This is a genomic window from Sphingomonas sp. GW821-FHT02B09, assembly GCF_059421875.1.
This window is the reverse complement of record NZ_JBWKVV010000001.1, coordinates 1,374,691-1,391,430: the sequence shown is the minus strand read 5'-3', so window position 1 is coordinate 1,391,430 and position 16,740 is coordinate 1,374,691. Positions and strand designations below refer to the sequence as shown.

Annotated in this window: 12 protein-coding genes; 8 read left to right on the top strand and 4 right to left on the bottom strand. The window is 68.6% G+C overall.

Going from position 1 to position 16,740, the window contains the following annotated elements:
* The first annotated feature begins 109 nt into the window (after positions 1-109).
* Positions 110-1,318: a DUF2171 domain-containing protein gene (locus AC07U4_RS06430; RefSeq protein WP_038661098.1), complete on the top strand. Its 1,209-nt coding sequence runs from the start codon at positions 110-112 to the stop codon at positions 1,316-1,318.
* Positions 1,319-1,428: 110 nt separating this feature from the next.
* On the top strand, positions 1,429-2,418 hold the full coding sequence (locus AC07U4_RS06425) for an NADP-dependent oxidoreductase (RefSeq protein WP_137898722.1): 990 nt from the start codon (positions 1,429-1,431) through the stop codon (positions 2,416-2,418).
* Here AC07U4_RS06425 and AC07U4_RS06420 read toward each other — a convergent pair.
* Together AC07U4_RS06420 and AC07U4_RS06415 are read right to left on the bottom strand one after the other, a co-directional pair.
* Positions 2,415-3,533 carry a hypothetical protein gene (locus tag AC07U4_RS06420; RefSeq protein ID WP_495194807.1) on the bottom strand — a complete coding sequence of 373 codons (1,119 nt, stop codon included), beginning with the start codon at positions 3,531-3,533 and terminating at the stop codon, positions 2,415-2,417. The genes AC07U4_RS06425 and AC07U4_RS06420 overlap by 4 nt on opposite strands.
* Positions 3,534-4,557: 1,024 nt before the next feature.
* Positions 4,558-7,290 carry an Rne/Rng family ribonuclease gene (locus AC07U4_RS06415; protein ID WP_495195023.1) on the bottom strand — a complete coding sequence of 911 codons (2,733 nt, stop codon included), beginning with the start codon at positions 7,288-7,290 and terminating at the stop codon, positions 4,558-4,560.
* A 473-nt stretch (positions 7,291-7,763) separates the two neighbouring features.
* Here AC07U4_RS06415 and AC07U4_RS06410 point away from each other — a divergent pair, with 473 nt between their 5' ends.
* Positions 7,764-9,008 (top strand): N-acetylmuramoyl-L-alanine amidase family protein, encoded by a 1,245-nt coding sequence (locus AC07U4_RS06410; protein WP_495194806.1) that lies wholly within the window; start codon positions 7,764-7,766, stop codon positions 9,006-9,008.
* Positions 9,009-9,419: 411 nt separating this feature from the next.
* Here AC07U4_RS06410 and ypfJ read toward each other — a convergent pair whose 3' ends face one another.
* Complete coding sequence (ypfJ, locus tag AC07U4_RS06405; protein ID WP_495194805.1) at positions 9,420-10,334, bottom strand: KPN_02809 family neutral zinc metallopeptidase; 915 nt, start codon at positions 10,332-10,334, stop codon at positions 9,420-9,422.
* Between the two features lie 102 nt (positions 10,335-10,436).
* Between ypfJ and AC07U4_RS06400 the strand changes: the two genes are divergently transcribed.
* Both AC07U4_RS06400 and AC07U4_RS06395 read left to right on the top strand, forming a co-directional pair.
* Complete coding sequence (locus AC07U4_RS06400; protein WP_495194804.1) at positions 10,437-11,222, top strand: 3-hydroxybutyrate dehydrogenase; 786 nt, start codon at positions 10,437-10,439, stop codon at positions 11,220-11,222.
* Positions 11,219-11,833 (top strand): DUF4893 domain-containing protein, encoded by a 615-nt coding sequence (locus AC07U4_RS06395; protein WP_495180628.1) that lies wholly within the window; start codon positions 11,219-11,221, stop codon positions 11,831-11,833. The genes AC07U4_RS06400 and AC07U4_RS06395 overlap by 4 nt, the downstream gene beginning before the upstream one ends.
* A gap of 275 nt (positions 11,834-12,108) precedes the next feature.
* Here AC07U4_RS06395 and AC07U4_RS06390 read toward each other — a convergent pair whose 3' ends face one another.
* A complete protein-coding gene (locus tag AC07U4_RS06390) occupies positions 12,109-12,771 on the bottom strand; it encodes a hypothetical protein (protein ID WP_495194803.1) in 663 nt (220 codons plus the stop codon).
* 99 nt (positions 12,772-12,870) lie between these two features.
* Here AC07U4_RS06390 and AC07U4_RS06385 point away from each other — a divergent pair, with 99 nt between their 5' ends.
* From AC07U4_RS06385 to AC07U4_RS06375, 3 genes are all read left to right on the top strand, one after another.
* The gene (locus AC07U4_RS06385; RefSeq protein ID WP_495194802.1) at positions 12,871-13,281 is read left to right on the top strand and encodes a DUF2946 family protein; all 411 of its coding nucleotides are present in this window, start codon (positions 12,871-12,873) and stop codon (positions 13,279-13,281) included.
* Positions 13,282-13,349: 68 nt separating this feature from the next.
* The gene (locus AC07U4_RS06380; RefSeq protein WP_495194801.1) at positions 13,350-15,392 is read left to right on the top strand and encodes a TonB-dependent receptor; all 2,043 of its coding nucleotides are present in this window, start codon (positions 13,350-13,352) and stop codon (positions 15,390-15,392) included.
* A complete protein-coding gene (locus AC07U4_RS06375; protein ID WP_495194800.1) occupies positions 15,389-16,492 on the top strand; it encodes a PepSY-associated TM helix domain-containing protein in 1,104 nt (367 codons plus the stop codon). Before AC07U4_RS06380 ends, AC07U4_RS06375 begins: the two co-directional genes overlap by 4 nt.
* The last annotated feature ends 248 nt before the right edge of the window (positions 16,493-16,740 follow it).

Genomic DNA, 16,740 nt, shown 5'->3' with positions numbered 1-16,740 from the left:
GTAACTTCAGGAACGAAGGCGGGACCTGATCTTTATCTGGATCAGGAGCACGGTCGCGCAGCAACGACGCGACCGGCACCCGCAGGAGCTATCCTACAAGGAGACGATCATGGTCTACGAACGCAATCCCCGCAGCAACGCACCGGGTGACACGTACGGGCGCGACGACGGTCAGGGCTACGGCCGCGACTATGGCTCGGGCCGGGACTATAGCTATTCGAGCGCACGCGAATATCAGGCGGCCGGCCGGCTCGATGGCGACCGCCAGGGCTATGGCGCGCGCGACTATGGCAACCAGCGCTACGATCGCTACGACCAGAGCCGCGGACGCGACGATTACGGCGCGACGCGCGGCGGCTATGATCGTTACGCCAACGACGGGCGCGACAGCCACGGCCGGTACGATCAGGACCGGCAGTCCGACTATCGCTATGGCGAGCGCAGCCGCTACGGCGCCGACGCCGGCCGCGATCGTGGCGAACGCGAATATCACGGCAGCTACGGGTCGGGCGGTCACCGGTTCGAGGATTTCGGCCCGTCTCGTCATGCCGACGACGACGATTATCGCAATCGCGCCCGCGGCGGCCGGGATCAGGGTCAGGGCCGGCAGGGCTATGGGCGTCAGCCGCAAGGCTATGACTATGAGGATCGCGGCTTCTTCGCACGCGCCGGCGACGAGGTGCGCTCGTGGTTCGGCGACGAGGAAGCGGAGCGCCGTCGCGACTTCGATTCGCGGCTCGACGAGCGCGCCTATAACGATCGCGACAACGACTATCACAGCTGGCGTCGCGGCCAGATCCAGTCGCTCGATCGCGACTATGACGAATATCGTCGCGAGCATCGCTCGAAGTTCGAGAATGAGTTCAGCTCGTGGCGCACCAACCGCCAGTCGCAGCGCGACCTGCTCAACAAGGTCGAGGAGCATGCGGACGTCGTCGGCTCGGATGGAGAGCATGTCGGCACCGTCGACAAGGTACGCGGTGACCGCATCCTGCTGACCAAGAACGACGCCGACGCCGGCGGTCGCCATCACTCGATCCCGTCGAGCTGGCTGCAGTCGGTCGACGGCAAGGTGACGCTGAGCAAGACTGCGGCGGACGCCAAGAAGGCGTGGCGCGACGAGGAGCGCAACCAGGCGCTGTTCGGCGACGATGACGACGGGGCGCGCCGCGAACCCTATGCGACGGGTCGTTCGGCCGCGACGCAGACGCAGGCGGACGGCACGCGTTCGACCTCGTCGGCGAGTGCCAGCAGCAGCGGTACGACCGGCACCGACGGCGACAAGACGCTGAACCGGAGCTTCTCGGGCACCTATTGAGCCCGATCGAAGACCCACGCGAAGGCCCGGGCTTGTCCCGGGCCTTTTGCGTTGCGATCTGCAACGGATCGGCCCAGACTGGTCGGCCGGATTTTGAGGAGAATGAAACGATGGCACGAGCGTGGAGCCTGACGTCGCGGCCGCAGGGCCTGCCGACCAGCGACAATTTCGCGCTGATCGATCTCGATCGCCGCGACCTCGGCGAGGGCGAGGTGCGGATCGCCAATAGCTGGCTGTCAGTCGATCCGTATATGCGCGGGCGGATGAACGACGTGAAGAGCTACACGCCGCCGTTCGAGATCGGCAAGCCGATGGACGGCGGCGCGATCGGCACGGTGGTCGAGAGCCGCTCGGACCGGTTCAAGGAAGGCGACACCGTCCAGCATTTCGCCGGCTGGCGCGACGAGGCGGTGCTCCCCGCCGACCAGGTCCAGCCCCTGCCCGAACTCGACGTCGATCCGCAGGCCTATCTTGGCCAGCTCGGCATGCCGGGGATGACCGCCTATTTCGGCTTGCTCGAGGTCGCCGGCGCCAAGGAGGGCGATACGGTGTTCGTCTCCGCCGCGGCGGGTGCGGTCGGATCGACCGTGGTGCAGATCGCCAAGGCCAAGGGGCTGCGGGTGATCGGCTCGGCGGGTGGTGCGGAGAAATGCGCCTGGGTGGAGTCGCTCGGCGCCGATGCGGTGATCGATTACAAGAGCGGTACGCCGGTGGTGAAGGCGCTCGGCGAGGTCGCGCGGAACGGGATCGACGTCTATTTCGACAATGTCGGTGGCGAGCATCTCGATGCGGCGCTGGCGCATGCCAATTTGCACGCACGGTTCGCGGTGTGCGGGATGATCGACGTCTACAACAGCAGCAAGCCGACCGAATTGCGCTACCTCGCGCGGCTGATCGGCAATCGTATCCGCATCCAGGGGTTCATCGTCAGCGACTTCAAGGATCGCTCCGCCGACTTCTATCGCGACATGGGCGGTTGGCTGAAGGACGGCAAGCTCAAGCGCAACGAGACGGTGTTCGAGGGGCTGGAGACGATGCCCGAGGCGTTCCTCGGCCTGTTCTCGGGCGGGAACATGGGGAAGATGCTGGTGCGTCTCTAATCCATGGCGCGGGCGTAGAGGCGGTCGATGCGCTCGCTCAGCACCGAGCGGTCGACCAGCCGATAGTGCCGATCGAGTTCGCGCTCCATGAATTCATAGGCGGCGCGATCGGTGACGGCGGGATCGACGCTGCTGATCACGACATAGCCCGGGCGTCGCGCCATCACCCGCCGCAGCTCGGCGTGCGGGTCGATGCCGGTCGTCCGGTTGTCGCCCCGCTCGCTGAGGAAGGTCGGGAAGGCATAAGCGGTCGGGACGCAGGAGCGGGTGAGCTGGTAGAGGATCGGATCGCCCTGGAAGACGAACAGGCACCCCGCGGGTGACTGGCCGATCCGCGCCGCGAGGCGGCGGACGCCTGCGCCATCGCCGCGGGTGGTGCGCAGGATCGCGGTGTTGATCGCGACATAGGCGAGACCGATCAGCAGCACGGGAACGACGACCGGCACCCTGCTGATCCGATGCGCGAGCAGCGGCGCGGCGAGGATCGACAGCGGCAGGACGAGCGGGAGCGCGTAATGATCGAAATAGGTCCCGAACACGAGCAGACCGACGATCGCCGCGGCGGCCCAGCCGGCGAGCAGCGGACCGATCGGCCGTATCCTGCGGAGCCGTGGAACCGCGAGCGCCGCGACGATCGCGATCGGCAGGAGATGCGCGCCGATCAGCGCGAGCCGCGCGATCATCAGCGCGGCGTCGGGGGGCTGGCGGAGGAACACCGATTGGAAATTGGCGAACACCAGCGTGTCGAGCGCGCCGATATGCCAGTAGAAGGCGACGACGGCGGCGGTCGGCAGCAAGGCGATCAGGCACCATGACAGCGCCGCGATTGCCGTGGCCGGCAGGCTTGCGCCGGTACGCAGCGCGCGGACGACGAGCGCGAGGCCGAAGAACGTGCCTTCGAACAGCACCGAATATTTGATCTGCAAGGCGAGGCCGAACAGGGCCATGACGAGGCACGACCGGGCGTAGGCGCTGCGGTCGAAGCGGCGGCGGCGATAGGCGCCGACGACGCACCACGCCGCGAGCGCGACGGGCAGGTTGTAGAAGACCGGGCTCTGGCCGCCGTCGCCGGCGTTGACCGAGAGGTAGACGATATAGACGAGGCCGGCGAGCATCGCCGCGCCGGGCGGCGCGACGTGGCGCGCGATACGTGCGACGCACCATGCGGTCAGTGCGGCGAAGATTGTGGCGACGATCTGATAGGCGAGGATGCCGTCACCGCCGAAGGCGCGGATCGCGGCATAGATCAGGAACAGGCCGAACGGCTTGCGATCCCAGAAGTCGATGAAGGGCAGGCCGAGGCCGTGCCAGAGCCGATCGCCGACCAGCAGATAGAATTGCTCGTCGATCTGGATGACCGGATTGCCGAACTGCCATCCCCGGATGGCGAAGGCGGCGAGGGTAAGGAGGAGCAGGCTCGGCCAGCGAGACGCCGACGGTTCTGGAGCGACGGCGGAAATGGCACGGACCTCAGCGGAGTGGAAGGGTCGCTATCGGGGGACGGACGGTGTTCGTCAAACGTCCAATTTGGTCCGGTACGGGTGCGGTGTGGTTTGGAGGCTCTGGCAGGCCGTTTAGCGGTCGTCACGGGGCCTTGGTGCGGGGTCCCGTTCCTTTCGTGGTGGCGGGAAGAAGCGGGACCCCGGCGCAAGGCCGGGGTGACGGGAGGGTTGGAGGTTACCCCGAACGGGTTCTTCCCTCCATGGCGGGCGGGGCTATCGCCTATGGCTATGGTGATGAGGCTCGATCGATTTCCTCACTAGGTTCGTCACCCCGGACTCGTTCCGGGGTCCACCGGGCCGCGAGGGAATGGTCAAATCGAGCCTTTCTCCTCGCCGCCGAGTGGACCCCGGAACAAGTCCGGGGTGACGGGGCGGTTTGGAACGTGAGGGACTTACACTTACGTCCCTATCTGATCCCTCCTGGGGTAGGCCTATCGCCTATGGCCGTCTGCATGCTTCGGACGGTTTTCCAAAACCACCCCGTCACCCCGGCCTTGCGCCGGGGTCCCGCTTCTTCCGACGGTGCGGAGAAGCGGGATGCCGGATCAAGTTCGGCATGACGGAGATATAAATGCCGTCGCGCAACTTCAAATGGTCATCTGCGCTCCCCCTCCCATGGAGGGAGGGGGAGTGGGGATCAGGCGCCGAAGGTGCGCTGCCACCAGCCGCGGCGCGGCGTGTCGCCGGCCTCGTCGGCAGCAGCGTCGGTGTCGACCTCGGCTGCCGGGGTGGCTTCCTCCTGCGTCGGGGCGGGCGTCGGCTCGACCGGGGCGGGGGCCTCGATCGTGTCCGCCGGCGCCGCCTCGGTCGTCGCGGCCTTGCGGGTGCGGCGACGCTTCGGCTTGTCCTCGGCGACGGGGGCCTCCGCCGGTGCTTCCGGGGCGGGCGCCTCGGTCACCGCCTCGACGTCCGCCTTCTTCTTGCGGGTGCGCTTCGGCTTGGCGGCCGGTTCCTCGGCGACCGGTTCGGCGACCGTCGCGGGTGCGGCTTCCTCGGCCACCGTCTCGACGGCGGCTTCGGTCGCCGGGGCGGCGGCGCTGCGGGCGCGGGGACGGCGGCGCGTCTTGGGCGCCTCGACCGGGGTCGCGTCCTCGACCGTCGCCGGTTCGGGGGCGTTGAGGCCGGTGATCACCGGACCGGCATCGCCGGCTTCGACGATCGGCTCGAGATCGGCGGGCGGCAGATCGTCCTCGGCGGTGTCGCCACCGGCCTCGACGGTCTGCGCGGCGTCGGCGCCGCCCTCCTGACGACGGCCACCGCGGCGACCGCGACGGCCACGGCGACGACGGCCTTCGCCCTCGGGACGCTCGCCGGTCTCGGCATGCGTCGTCTCGGCGTCGCCGGCAATCGCCTCGGCCTCCACGCCGTCCTCAGCCTCGCCTTCGGTCTCGCCGCCGGTCTCGTCCTGCGACGCCTCGCCATTCTCGTCCTTGCGGCCGCGACGACCGCGGCGGCGACGACGGCGGCCACGACCGCGGCCCTCGCCCTCGTCCTCGCCGCGCTCCTCGCGCTCGGGACGACGGCCGCCTTCGCGACGCGGCTCTTCCTCCGCCTCGACGATCTCCTCGTCTTCCTCTTCCTCCTCGATCTCCTCGGGGACGTCGTCATATTCCTCTTCGACGAGCGCCTCGATCTTGGGGGCGTAAGCGGGCGGCGGGCCGGAGGCCTCGACCGACATGCGCGCGCCCTCTTCCTCGCGATCGGGGATGATCTCGACCTGGACGCCGTAGCGATCCTCGATTTCGGCGATATCGGCGCGCTTGCGGTTGAGGACGTAGATCGTCGCTTCCTGGCTGGCGCGCAGCGTCAGCAGCGAGCCGCGGCCGCGCGCGGCCTCTTCCTCGATCAGGCGCAGCGCCGACAGGCCCGCCGACGAGGCGGTGCGGACGAGGCCGGTGCCTTCGCAATGCGGGCAGGCGCGGGTCGAGGCTTCGAGCACGCCGGTGCGCAGCCGCTGACGGCTCATCTCCATCAGGCCGAAGGACGAGATGCGGCCGACCTGGATGCGGGCGCGATCGTCCTTGAGCGCGTCCTTCATCGCCTTCTCGACCTTCCGGACATTGGAATTGTTGTCCATGTCGATGAAGTCGATGACGACGAGCCCGGCCATGTCGCGCAGGCGGAGCTGGCGCGCGATCTCCTGCGCGGCTTCCAGATTGGTCGCGGTCGCGGTCTGCTCGATATTGTGCTCGCGCGTCGAGCGGCCCGAGTTGATGTCGATCGACACCAGCGCCTCGGTCGGATTGATGACGAGATAGCCGCCCGACTTCAGCTGCACGACCGGATGATACATCGCGGCGAGCTGGTCCTCGACATGCGCGCGCTGGAACAGCGGCACGGCGTCGGCATATTGCCGCACGCGGCGTGCGTGGCTGGGCATCAGCAGCTTCATGAAGTCCTTCGCCTGGCGGAAGCCTTCCTCGCCCTCGACGATGACCTCGTCGATATCCTTGTTGTAGATGTCGCGGATCGCGCGCTTGATGAGGTCGCTGTCGCCATAGACGAGCGCCGGCGCCGCCGAACTCAGCGTCGCCTCGCGGATACCGTCCCACAGCCGCGCGAGATAGTCGAAGTCGCGCTTGATCTCGACCTTGGTGCGCTGGAGGCCGGCGGTGCGGACGATGCAGCCCATCGACGGCGGCAACTGCATGTCGGCCATGATCGACTTCAGGCGCTTGCGATCCGACGCGTTGCTGATCTTGCGGCTGATGCCGCCGCCATGCGACGTATTGGGCATCAGCACGCAATAGCGGCCGGCGAGCGACAGATAGGTGGTCAGCGCCGCACCCTTGTTGCCGCGCTCTTCCTTGACGACCTGGACCAGCAGCACCTGACGGCGGCGGATGACGTCCTGGATCTTGTAGCGGCGGCGCAGGTTCATGCGACGCTGGCGCAGCGCCTCGACCTCCTCGTCATTGGCGCTGCGCGGCTTCTTCGACGTGCCCTCGGCGGCGCCTTCGCCCTCGTCGTGCTCGCCGTCGTCGTGATGGTCGGCGTCGTCGAAATCGTCGTGGTCGTCGTCGCCGTGCTCGTCGCCGTCGTGATCGTCGTCGTCGCCGTCATGTTCGGCGCGCAGCGCGGCTTCCTCGGCGGCATGCTCCGCCTCCTCGCGCAGCAGCGCGTCGCGATCCTCCTTGGGGATCTGATAGTAATCGGGGTGGATTTCGCTGAACGCGAGGAAGCCGTGGCGATTGCCGCCGTAATCGACGAACGCCGCCTGCAGCGACGGTTCGACGCGGGTCACCTTGGCGAGATAGATATTGCCCTTGAGCTGCTTGCGCTCGGCGCTTTCGAAATCGAATTCCTCGATCCGGTTATTCTTGACGACGGCGACCCGGGTCTCTTCCCGGTGGCGTGCGTCGATCAGCATACGCGTGGTCATTGAACGGTCTCCGCGCGCGTGGCGCTCCTGCAACCGGGTCGCAGGGCGCGCATGCGCGTTGATAGATGGCGCCGGGCGGACCGGCGCGGGATGGTGAGAATGCGTCTGCTCGCCGCGCACGTCGGGGGGCACGGCCCTCCCACACGCTCGCCACGCCGCCGGCCGAGGCCGGGCGGTGTCGAGCGTTGGATAAGTGCGTCATGCGAGCGTCAACCTGGTTAGAACCGCGCCAGGACGGCGCGGGGACCGATGCGTCGCTTGCACGAATGAAGCGCGACGCACGGGTGCAGTCCGTTGGTAGCATTGCGCTTCTCGTATCGCAACTGGCACGAATCTGCCGGAGCGGCGGCAAATTCATGCCGAATCGTGCATTAACCGCGCCGCGCAACCGGGCGTTGGCGCCTGCCGGTCATGATGCTCGTTCAGGCACCGGCCAGACGCCGGCGCCCAAGGAACGTGCCATGGCTTTTCGCTGGACCGGCGCCCCCGCGGCGCGGCAAGGTCGCCCGATGATCGCGATCGTTGCCCTGATCCTCGGCTGGTGCGCGAGCGTGCCGGCGCATGCCGCGACGGCGATCCGCAGCGTCGTGGTCGACGGCGGCCGCATCGTCGTGCGGTTCGACGGGCCGGTGATCGACGCGACGGGCGTGGTGCTGCGCGGCAGCCGCCAGATCGCGGTCGACGTCGCGCAGGCGATCCCCGGTGCGGAGGTGGTCACCGGCGGGCTGGTGCGGAGCATCAGGCAGATGCGGCAGGGCGACGGCACGCGGTTGCTGCTCGATCTCGCGCGACCGGCGGTGATCGCCGACGGCGGCTTCGATGCCGACGGCAATCTGGCGCTGTCGATCGCACCGGCGACCGCGGCGCGGGTCGCCGCGGCGGCTGCGGCGGGGCCGGTGCGCTTCTTCGCGGTCGATCTGGGCGAATGGGGGGCGCGGCCCAAGTACAAGCTGTCGATTCCCGTGCCGCCGCCGGCGCGTGCCGCGGCGCTGCCACGCGTGCGTGGCGACGACAGCCGGCCGCTGGTGGTGATCGACGCCGGTCATGGCGGGGTCGATCCGGGCGCGATCAACGCGGTCACCGGGCTGCGCGAGAAGGACGTGACGTTGCGCATCGCGCGCTCGATCCGCGATGCGTTGCTGGCGAGCGGGCGGGTGCGGGTGGCGCTGACCCGCGACGACGACCGCTATCTGGTGCTGCGCGAACGCTATGGCATCGCGCGGCGGCTGAAGGCGAGCCTGTTCATCTCGGTCCATTGCGACAGCGTCGGCAGCGGCGATGCGAGCGGCGCGTCGGTCTATACCCTGTCCGAAGTGGCGTCGGACAAGGAGGCGGCGCGGCTGGCGCTGCGCGAGAACAAGGCGGACGTGATCGCCGGGGTCAATCTGGGCGATGCCGGGGCGGACGTCTCGTCGATCCTGATCGATCTCGCGCAGCGCGAGACGATGAACAGTTCGGCGAGCTTCGCCCGGCTGCTCGGCCGCGAGGCCAAGCCGCGCATTCCGACCAAGCCGGTGTTCCACCGCATGGCGTCGCTGATGGTGCTCAAGGCGCCGGACATGCCGTCGATCCTGTTCGAGACGGGCTATATCTCCAACCCGGTCGATGCGGCGTTCCTCGACAGCCCGGCGGGCCGCGAACGGATCGCCGACAGCGTGACCAAGGCGGTCGAGGTGCATTTCGCCCGGCAACTGGCGGGGCGTTAAAGCGGATTGCCATTCACCCAAATTCCTCCCCCGCAAGGGGGAGGTGGCAGGCCGGAGGCCTGACGGAGGGGGAGGGCACGAAACAGACGTGGTCGCTTACCTCCCCCTCCGTCACGGCTTCGCCGCGCCACCTCCCCCTGGCGGGGGAGGAATTTTGCGTCGACGACCTCGAATGTCGATCCGGTCTAGTTCGCCTTCATTCGGGGGAGGGGGATCGGATATGCTCGTCCGAGTGATTCGGACGACTTTATAAAGCTACTCCGTCACCCCGGCCTTGCGCCGGGGTCCCGCTCCTCCAGACGGGGCGAAGAAGCGGGATGCCGGATCAAGTCCGGCATGACGGGGGCTGTAAATGCTGTCCCAGCTTCCAGTCGGTCCTATGCGATAGCGGGGTCGAGGGCGGGGCGGCCGTCAGATCGCGCCGCTGAACGTGTCGCACTGGGCGGGGTCGCCGGTCTGGATGCCGCGTTGCAGCCAGTGCATGCGCTGCGCCGAGGTGCCGTGCGTGAAGCTGTCGGGGACGACGCGGCCGGTCGATTCCTTCTGAAGCGTGTCGTCGCCGATCGCCTGCGCGGCGGTCAGGCCCTCTTTGAGATCGCCCGGCTCCATGCGGCTGCGGTTCTGCGCGGCCCAGACGCCGGCATAGCAATCCGCCTGCAGTTCGAGGCGGACCGAGGCGGCATTGCCTTCGGTTTCGCTGCCGCTGCGCTGGACGTTCTGCACCTTGTCCGACGTGCCGAGGAGATTCTGGATGTGATGGCCGAATTCGTGCGCGATCACGTAATCCTGCGCGAAATCGCCCTTGGCGCCGAAACGGTTGGCGAGTTCGTCGAAGAAGCTGGTGTCGAGATAGATGCGCTGGTCGGTCGGGCAATAGAACGGCCCCATCGCCGATTGCGCGGCGCCGCAGCCCGACTGGCCGTTCTGCGAGAAGAAGCGCAGGCCGGGCGCGGCGAAACGCTGGCCGCTCTGCGCGAACAGCGCGGTCCAGGTCTTCTGCGCCGAGCTGAACGCGTCGCAGGCCGCTTTCTTGGCGGGATCTGAGGTGCAGACCGCGGTGGCCGAGCCGCCTTCGGACGGCGCGCTCCGCGTCACCTGCGTGCCGCTGCCGCCACCGCCGCCGACGAGGCTGCCGAGATTGCCGAGCCCGCCGAACACCGCCATCAGCAGCAGCACGACGACGATGCCGCCGCAGCCGAAGCGGCTGCCGATCAGCGGCAGCAGGCCGAACAAAAGGCCGCCGCCGCCACCGCCGCCACCGAAACCGCCGCCGCGGTTCCCCTGATCGCCGACGTCAATATTGGGATCGAAATCGTCGAGGCGCATGCAAGGCTCCGTTTAGCTTGCGTTACGAATGCCCAACCCCGCCCCCGGTTGCAACAGCGCGCGCATCGACGCAGACGGGAGGCATAGCAGGAGAGCACGTCTATGGTCCTCAAGGGCAAGACCGCGATTGTCACCGGGTCCACGTCGGGTATCGGCCTCGCCTATGCGCGGGCGTTCGCCGCGGAAGGCGCGGCATTGGTCATCAACGGCTTCGGCGAGGCGGAGGCGATCGAGACGATCCGCGCCGGGCTCGCCGCGACGAGTGGCGCGGCGGCGCTGTACGATGCCGCCGACATGACCAAGCCCGACGAGATCGCCGCGCTGGTCGAGCGCGCGGTGCGCGAGACCGGCCGCGTCGACATCCTCGTCAACAATGCCGGCGTCCAGCATGTCGCGCCGATCGAATCGTTTCCGCCCGAGCGGATGGAGGCGATCCTGGCGATCAACCTGACCAGCGCCTGGTATGCGATGCGCGCCGCCGTTCCGCACATGAAGGCGCAGCGCTGGGGGCGGATCATCTCGACCGCTTCGGCGCACAGCCTCGTCGCGAGCCCCAACAAATCGGCCTATGTGATGGCCAAGCACGGGCTGGTCGGGCTGACGAAGACGGTCGCGCTGGAGACGGCGCAGCATGGCGTGACGGTCAATTGCATCTCGCCGGGCTATGTCTGGACGCCGCTGGTCGAGGCGCAGATCCCAGATACGATGACCGCACGCGGGCTGACCCGCGAGCAGGTGATGAACGACGTGCTGCTCGCCGCGCAGCCGACCAAGGAGTTCGTGACGCCCGAGCAGGTGGCGGCGCTTGCGCTGTTCCTGTGCCGCGACGAGGCGAAGGCGATCACCGGCGCCAATCTGTCGGTCGACGGCGGCTGGACCGCGGCATGAGGGTGGGGCGTTTTCTGGCGGTGACGCTCGCCGGCGCGATGCTCGCCACCGCCGCGGTGCGCGCGCAGGACACGGGCGACAGCGACTGGCGCAAGGTCGCGACGCGGCAGGACCGCGAACGCCTGCGCGGCTGGCGCGACGCCTGGATACAGGCGCTGACCAAGGTGCGTGCGACGCCCGAGGGACGCGAGCGGCTCGCCGCCGACGCGGACCTGTTCGACCCCGACCGGGTGATCGAGGGCGCGGCGCTGCTGCCCGGCGTCTATCGCTGCCGGGTGCACCGGCTCGGCGGGATCGGACCGGGGGCGCGACCGCTGCTGAGCGGCGGCTGGACGAGCTGCCGGGTGAGCGAGACGGGGATCGTCCGCCAGTTCGTCACCGACGGCGACCAGAGGGCGAGCGGCAATCTGTTCGACAGCACCGATTCACGGACGATCTTCCTCGGGACGCTGGCGCTCGGCGACGAGGACCGGCCGATGCGCTACGGCCGCGACCGGCAGCGCGACATGGCGGGGCTGGTCGAGCGGATCGGCACCGCGCGCTGGCGGCTGGTGCTGCCGTTCCCGGGCTTCCATTCGACGCTCGACGTGATGGAGATCGTGCGGGGCTAGGCGGGGGATCTAGGCGGGATCGACCTTCTTCGTCTTAGCATAGTTCCTCCCCCGCCAGGGGGAGGTGGCATGCCGCAGGCATGACGGAGGGGGAGGTAAGCCACACGTCCGTTCCGTGTCCTCCCCCTCCGTCACGGCTTCGCCGCGCCACCTCCCCCTGGCGGGGGAGGATTTGTCACCTTCCACGAGTTGAATGTCGATCGATCCTAGCCTCTACCAACGCGGTAGCCTCACCGTGCTTCGACAGGCTCAGCACGAACGGGGAGGGGGTGCGGTCAGTGTGCCGGTAGCGGCTGGACCATCGCTACCGGCGCCGCAACCGGTGGCACCGGGCCGGTCGCCGCCGCGCTCACCGGCACCGCCGTCAACGGCGGCAGCGAGGCGAGATAGGCCTTGCCGTGCATGTGGATCACCGCGACGCGGTCTGGGTTGGCCGCCGCGACCGCCTGCAGATAGGATCGCGGCTTCTTCATCAATTTGGGATGATCGAGGCCGGTCAGGCCGGCGATGCGGGCGGCTTCCTTGACGAAGTGGATGCAGTTGCGATCGTTGAGATTGTAGCGTCCGTCGCCGGTCTTCTCGTCCCAGGCGGCGATCAGCGTCAGCATCTGCGCATATTGTGCGTCGCTCAGCACCACCGAGAATTGGGCGTCGCTGGTGCCGATGTAGAAGGGGCGCGAGATGTCGAGCCGACCGGCGACGCTGCCCATCAGCAGCGCGGGCGAAACCGACTTGGCGGTGAAGCCGTAATTGACGTCGACCGGCGGCCCGCCGGCATCCTGCACGCCGCGCAGCGTGAAGAAGGCGTGCGGGAAGCTGTTGCCCAGTTCGTGGCTCCAGAAGGTGATCGTCACCGCCGCCCACGCCGGAGCCGACCCGAACAGCGTGCCGAGCAGCAGCAGCGTAGCGAGGAGCGGGCGGAGCAGGGACCGGTGCATGGTGTTCATACTAGACGGAATATTAGCCCGCGGACATTACGATTATCCTACCTGATCCAGGTCGATGACAGGGGCTGCGGCCTCGCCTAAGACGCAGCCGTGACGTCGCTCCGCCGCCTGTTGCTGGATCATCGCACGCTCGCTTTGTGGCTGGCGGCGCTGGCGCTTGCGGTGCGGCTGCTGGTGCCGGCAGGGTTCATGGTCGGCAGCGTCGACGGGCGGCCGGTGCTGCAAATGTGCAGCGGCTACGGTCCGGTCGCGCCGATGGCGATGGCGCATGGCGGCCATCACGGTTCGGGCGGCCATCGCGAGGCCGATCATCCCGCCACCGACATGCCCTGTCCCTATGGCGCGCTGGCGCAGGCGGCGACGACGCCGGTCGATCCGGTGTTGCTGGTGCTCGCGATCGCCTTCGTCATGGCGCTCGGCGTGCGCGCGATGCGCTGGCCGGCGTTGCGCGACCGCGCGCATGTGCGGCCGCCGATGCGCGGACCGCCGCAGCTTTCCTGATCCATCCACAACGACACTGACGGTGCGGCCCGGGAGAGGGCACGCGCCAGGATCGGGAATTGCCTGCAATGATCTTCCTACGAACCGCCACGGCGGCGGCGGGCGTCGCGCTCGCCCTCGCCCCCGTCCTCGCGACTCCGGCATGGGCGCAGCGCCACGACCATGATGCTGATACCAACGACACCAGTTTCTCGGTCGGCGACATCGTCGTCACCGCGCGCGACATGGCGCGCTCGACCAGCAATATCGTCACCTCGATCGACCGGCTCGGCGGCGACGTCGCGCAGCGGCAGAGCGTCGACAACACATGGGAGCTGTTCGCGCGGTTGCCCGGCGTCTCGCTGACCGACTTCAACCAGGGGACGACCTCGGGCCGCTTCTCGATCCGCGGCTTCAACGGCGAAGGCGAGATCAATGCGGTCAAATTGCTGATCGACGGCGTGCCGAGCAACGCCAACGACGGCGGCATGCCGTTCATCGACGCGGTGATGCCGCTCGACATCGCGCAGGTCGAGCTGGTGCGCGGCACCGCCGATCCGCGCTACGGCCTGCATGCGATCGCCGGCAGCGCCGATATCGCGACGCGGATCGGCGGCACTTATCTCGACGCACGGGGTCTCGGCGGGGCGTTCGGCACTGCTGAGGGACAGCTTTCGGCGGGTGTCGAGACGGGCAGGCTCAGCCAGAATTACTTCGTCGGCTATCGCCACAGCGATGGTTTCCGCGATCACGCCGGGCTCGACCGGGTGAGCCTCGCGGGCAAATGGTTCTACGACTGGGGCGCGGTGCGGCTCGGCGGGATCGCGCGCTACGCGCAGGTCGAGGCGCAGGAGCCCGGCTATCTCACCGACGCCGACGCTTATGCCGACCGGCGGCGCTCCTATCCGGTCTCGGCGACCGACGGCGGGCGGCGGCAGATGAGCCAGTACAGCCTGCACCTCGATGCCGATCTCACCGATACGCTGGCGCTGAGCGCCAAGGGCTATGCCAACGGGCTGCACGACGACCGCTTCGTGCGCTTCTCGGCGACGGTGGCGCAGCAGCGGCGGCTGGCGCGCGAGGACCAATATGGCGGACTGGCAACGCTCCATTATCACCCGAGGGTCGCCTTCCTGCACCGGCTGATGCTGGAGATCGGCGGCGACGTGCAGGTGCAGGATAACGAAAGCCTGCGCTGGCTGACCGCCAGCCGCATCATCACCAGCCAGACGCGCGACCAGGCGTTCGGCCTGACCGTCGCGGGCGGCTATGCGCAGGCGGTGATCGAGCCCACCGCCTGGCTGAGCATCACGCCGGGCTGGCGGTTCGACACCGTCTCCGGATCCCTGCGCAACCGGCTGAACGGGCAGCGCTATCCGATCAACGACTATGGCACGATCAGCCAGCCCAAATTGAGCGTCGCGATCACCCCGCTGGCGGGCGTCACCGCTTACGGCAATTACGGCCGGACGTTCCAGATCGGCGTCGGCGCGGGAGCCTATAAGGTGCCGCCGCGCACCACCGACCTCGCGCCGTCGATCAACGAGGGCTGGGAGGCGGGGGTAAAGCTTGCGCGCGGCCGCTGGCTGGAGGCGCGCGTCGCGCTGTGGGAGCAGACCGCGAGCGGCGAGATCAAGCGGCGGCTCAACGATCCTTCCGGCGACAGCGACAATCTCGGCGCGACGCGGCGGCGCGGGCTCGACGTGCAGGTCAGCGTGACGCCCGTGAAGGGGGCCAATCTGTGGGGCGCCTATTCGTACCAGCGGGCGCGGATCGTCACCCCCGATCCGGCGACGCCGTCGCAGGCGGGCAATTGGATCGACCATGTGCCGCAGAATTTGTTCTCCGGCGGGGTCGATGTCGTTCCCGTCGAGCGGTGGCGCGTATCGCTGTGGGGCAATGGCCAGTCGAGCTACGAGTTGACGCCCGCCAATACCTTGCCGCGCTACGGCGCCTATCTGGTGGTGACCGGCGAGGTGGCGTGGCGGGTGCTGCCGCAGCTCGAGGTGGCGGCGCAGCTGAAGAACATCGGCAACCGTCGTTACGAATATGTCTGGTATGACGGGACGCAGCTGCTGCACTCCCCGGCCGACAGCCGCGCGCTTTATGGCAGCGTGCGGCTGACGCTGTGAGGGCGCGGGTCGTCGTCCGGCGCATCCATCTGTGGCTGGGGCTGAGCGTGGGCGCGTTGTTCGCGCTTACCGGGCTGACCGGGAGCGTGCTGGTCTTCTACACCGCGATCGACGGCGCGCTGCATCCGGGCCTCGCGCAGGTGGCGGCGGGGGCGCGGCCCACGTCGTGGCAGGCGGTCTATGGCGCCCTGCACCGTGCCGAGCCGGGGCGGACGGGCGCGTGGCGGATCGAGGTGACGCCCGACGGCGGGCCGATCCCATTGCGCTATTACCAGCCCGTCGAGACGCGGGGGCGGGCGTTCGCGCCGCTGATGCTGTGGCTCGACCCGGTCAGCCTGCGGGTGGTGCGGCGCAGCCATTGGGGCGATTACTGGACGACGTGGATCTACGATCTCCATTACCGGCTGCTGCTCGAGGCGCCGGGGGCGATCGTGATGGGGATCGCCGGGATCGTCATGCTCGCGATGCTGGTCAGCGGCTTGTGGGCGTGGTGGCCGCGACCCGGCGGATGGCGCCGTTCGCTGGCGTGGAAGCGCGGTGCGGTGCGGTCGCGGCGCCTGTACGACTGGCACAAATGGACGGGGATCGGCGGGGCCTTGGTGCTGATCGTCGTGACGGTGACGGGGGCGATGCTCGACCTGCCCGATCAGGTGCGTCCCGTGGTGGCGCGAACCTCGCCGTTGTTCGCGCCGCCGCGATTGTCGAGCGTGCCGCGGGCGGTCGGGGCCTTGCCGCTCGACGATCTGGTGCGGCGGGCGGAGCGGGCGCTGCCGGGCGGCGCGCTGGCGTGGATCGAGACGCCGACGGATGCGCGCGGCGTGGTGCGGATCAATTTCGCGCTGCCCGGTGAGCCGAGCCGGCGCTTCCCGCGCAGCAACGTGTGGCTCGACCCCTATGACGGGCGGGTGCTGGCGGTACGCGACGCGCGGCGCGACAGTGGTGGCGACGTGCTGCTGACGTGGCTGCATCCGCTGCACGACGGCGAGGCGTTCGGGTTGCTCGGGCGGTGGCTGGTGTTCGTGTCGGGGCTGCTGCCGGCGGCGCTGTTCGTCACGGGGGTGTGGCGGTGGCGGGTGCGGGCGCGTTCCGCGGCTGGCTGAGGAGGTGATCACGCGAAGACGCGACGAGAATGGTTCACGCGGAGGCGCGGAGGCGGGGAGAAGAGATACGTGTTTTCGGAGACATGCCTGATCTCGCTGATCCACCCCCGGCCCGTTCGCCCTGAGCTTGTCGAAGGGCAGGTGAGTCCCACCGTACTTCGACAAGCTCAGTACGAACGGTGGTGGAAGGATGCCGGGTGATCCACGGACCCGACCCTCAATCTCACAGGCTCAACGCTTCAGCGTAA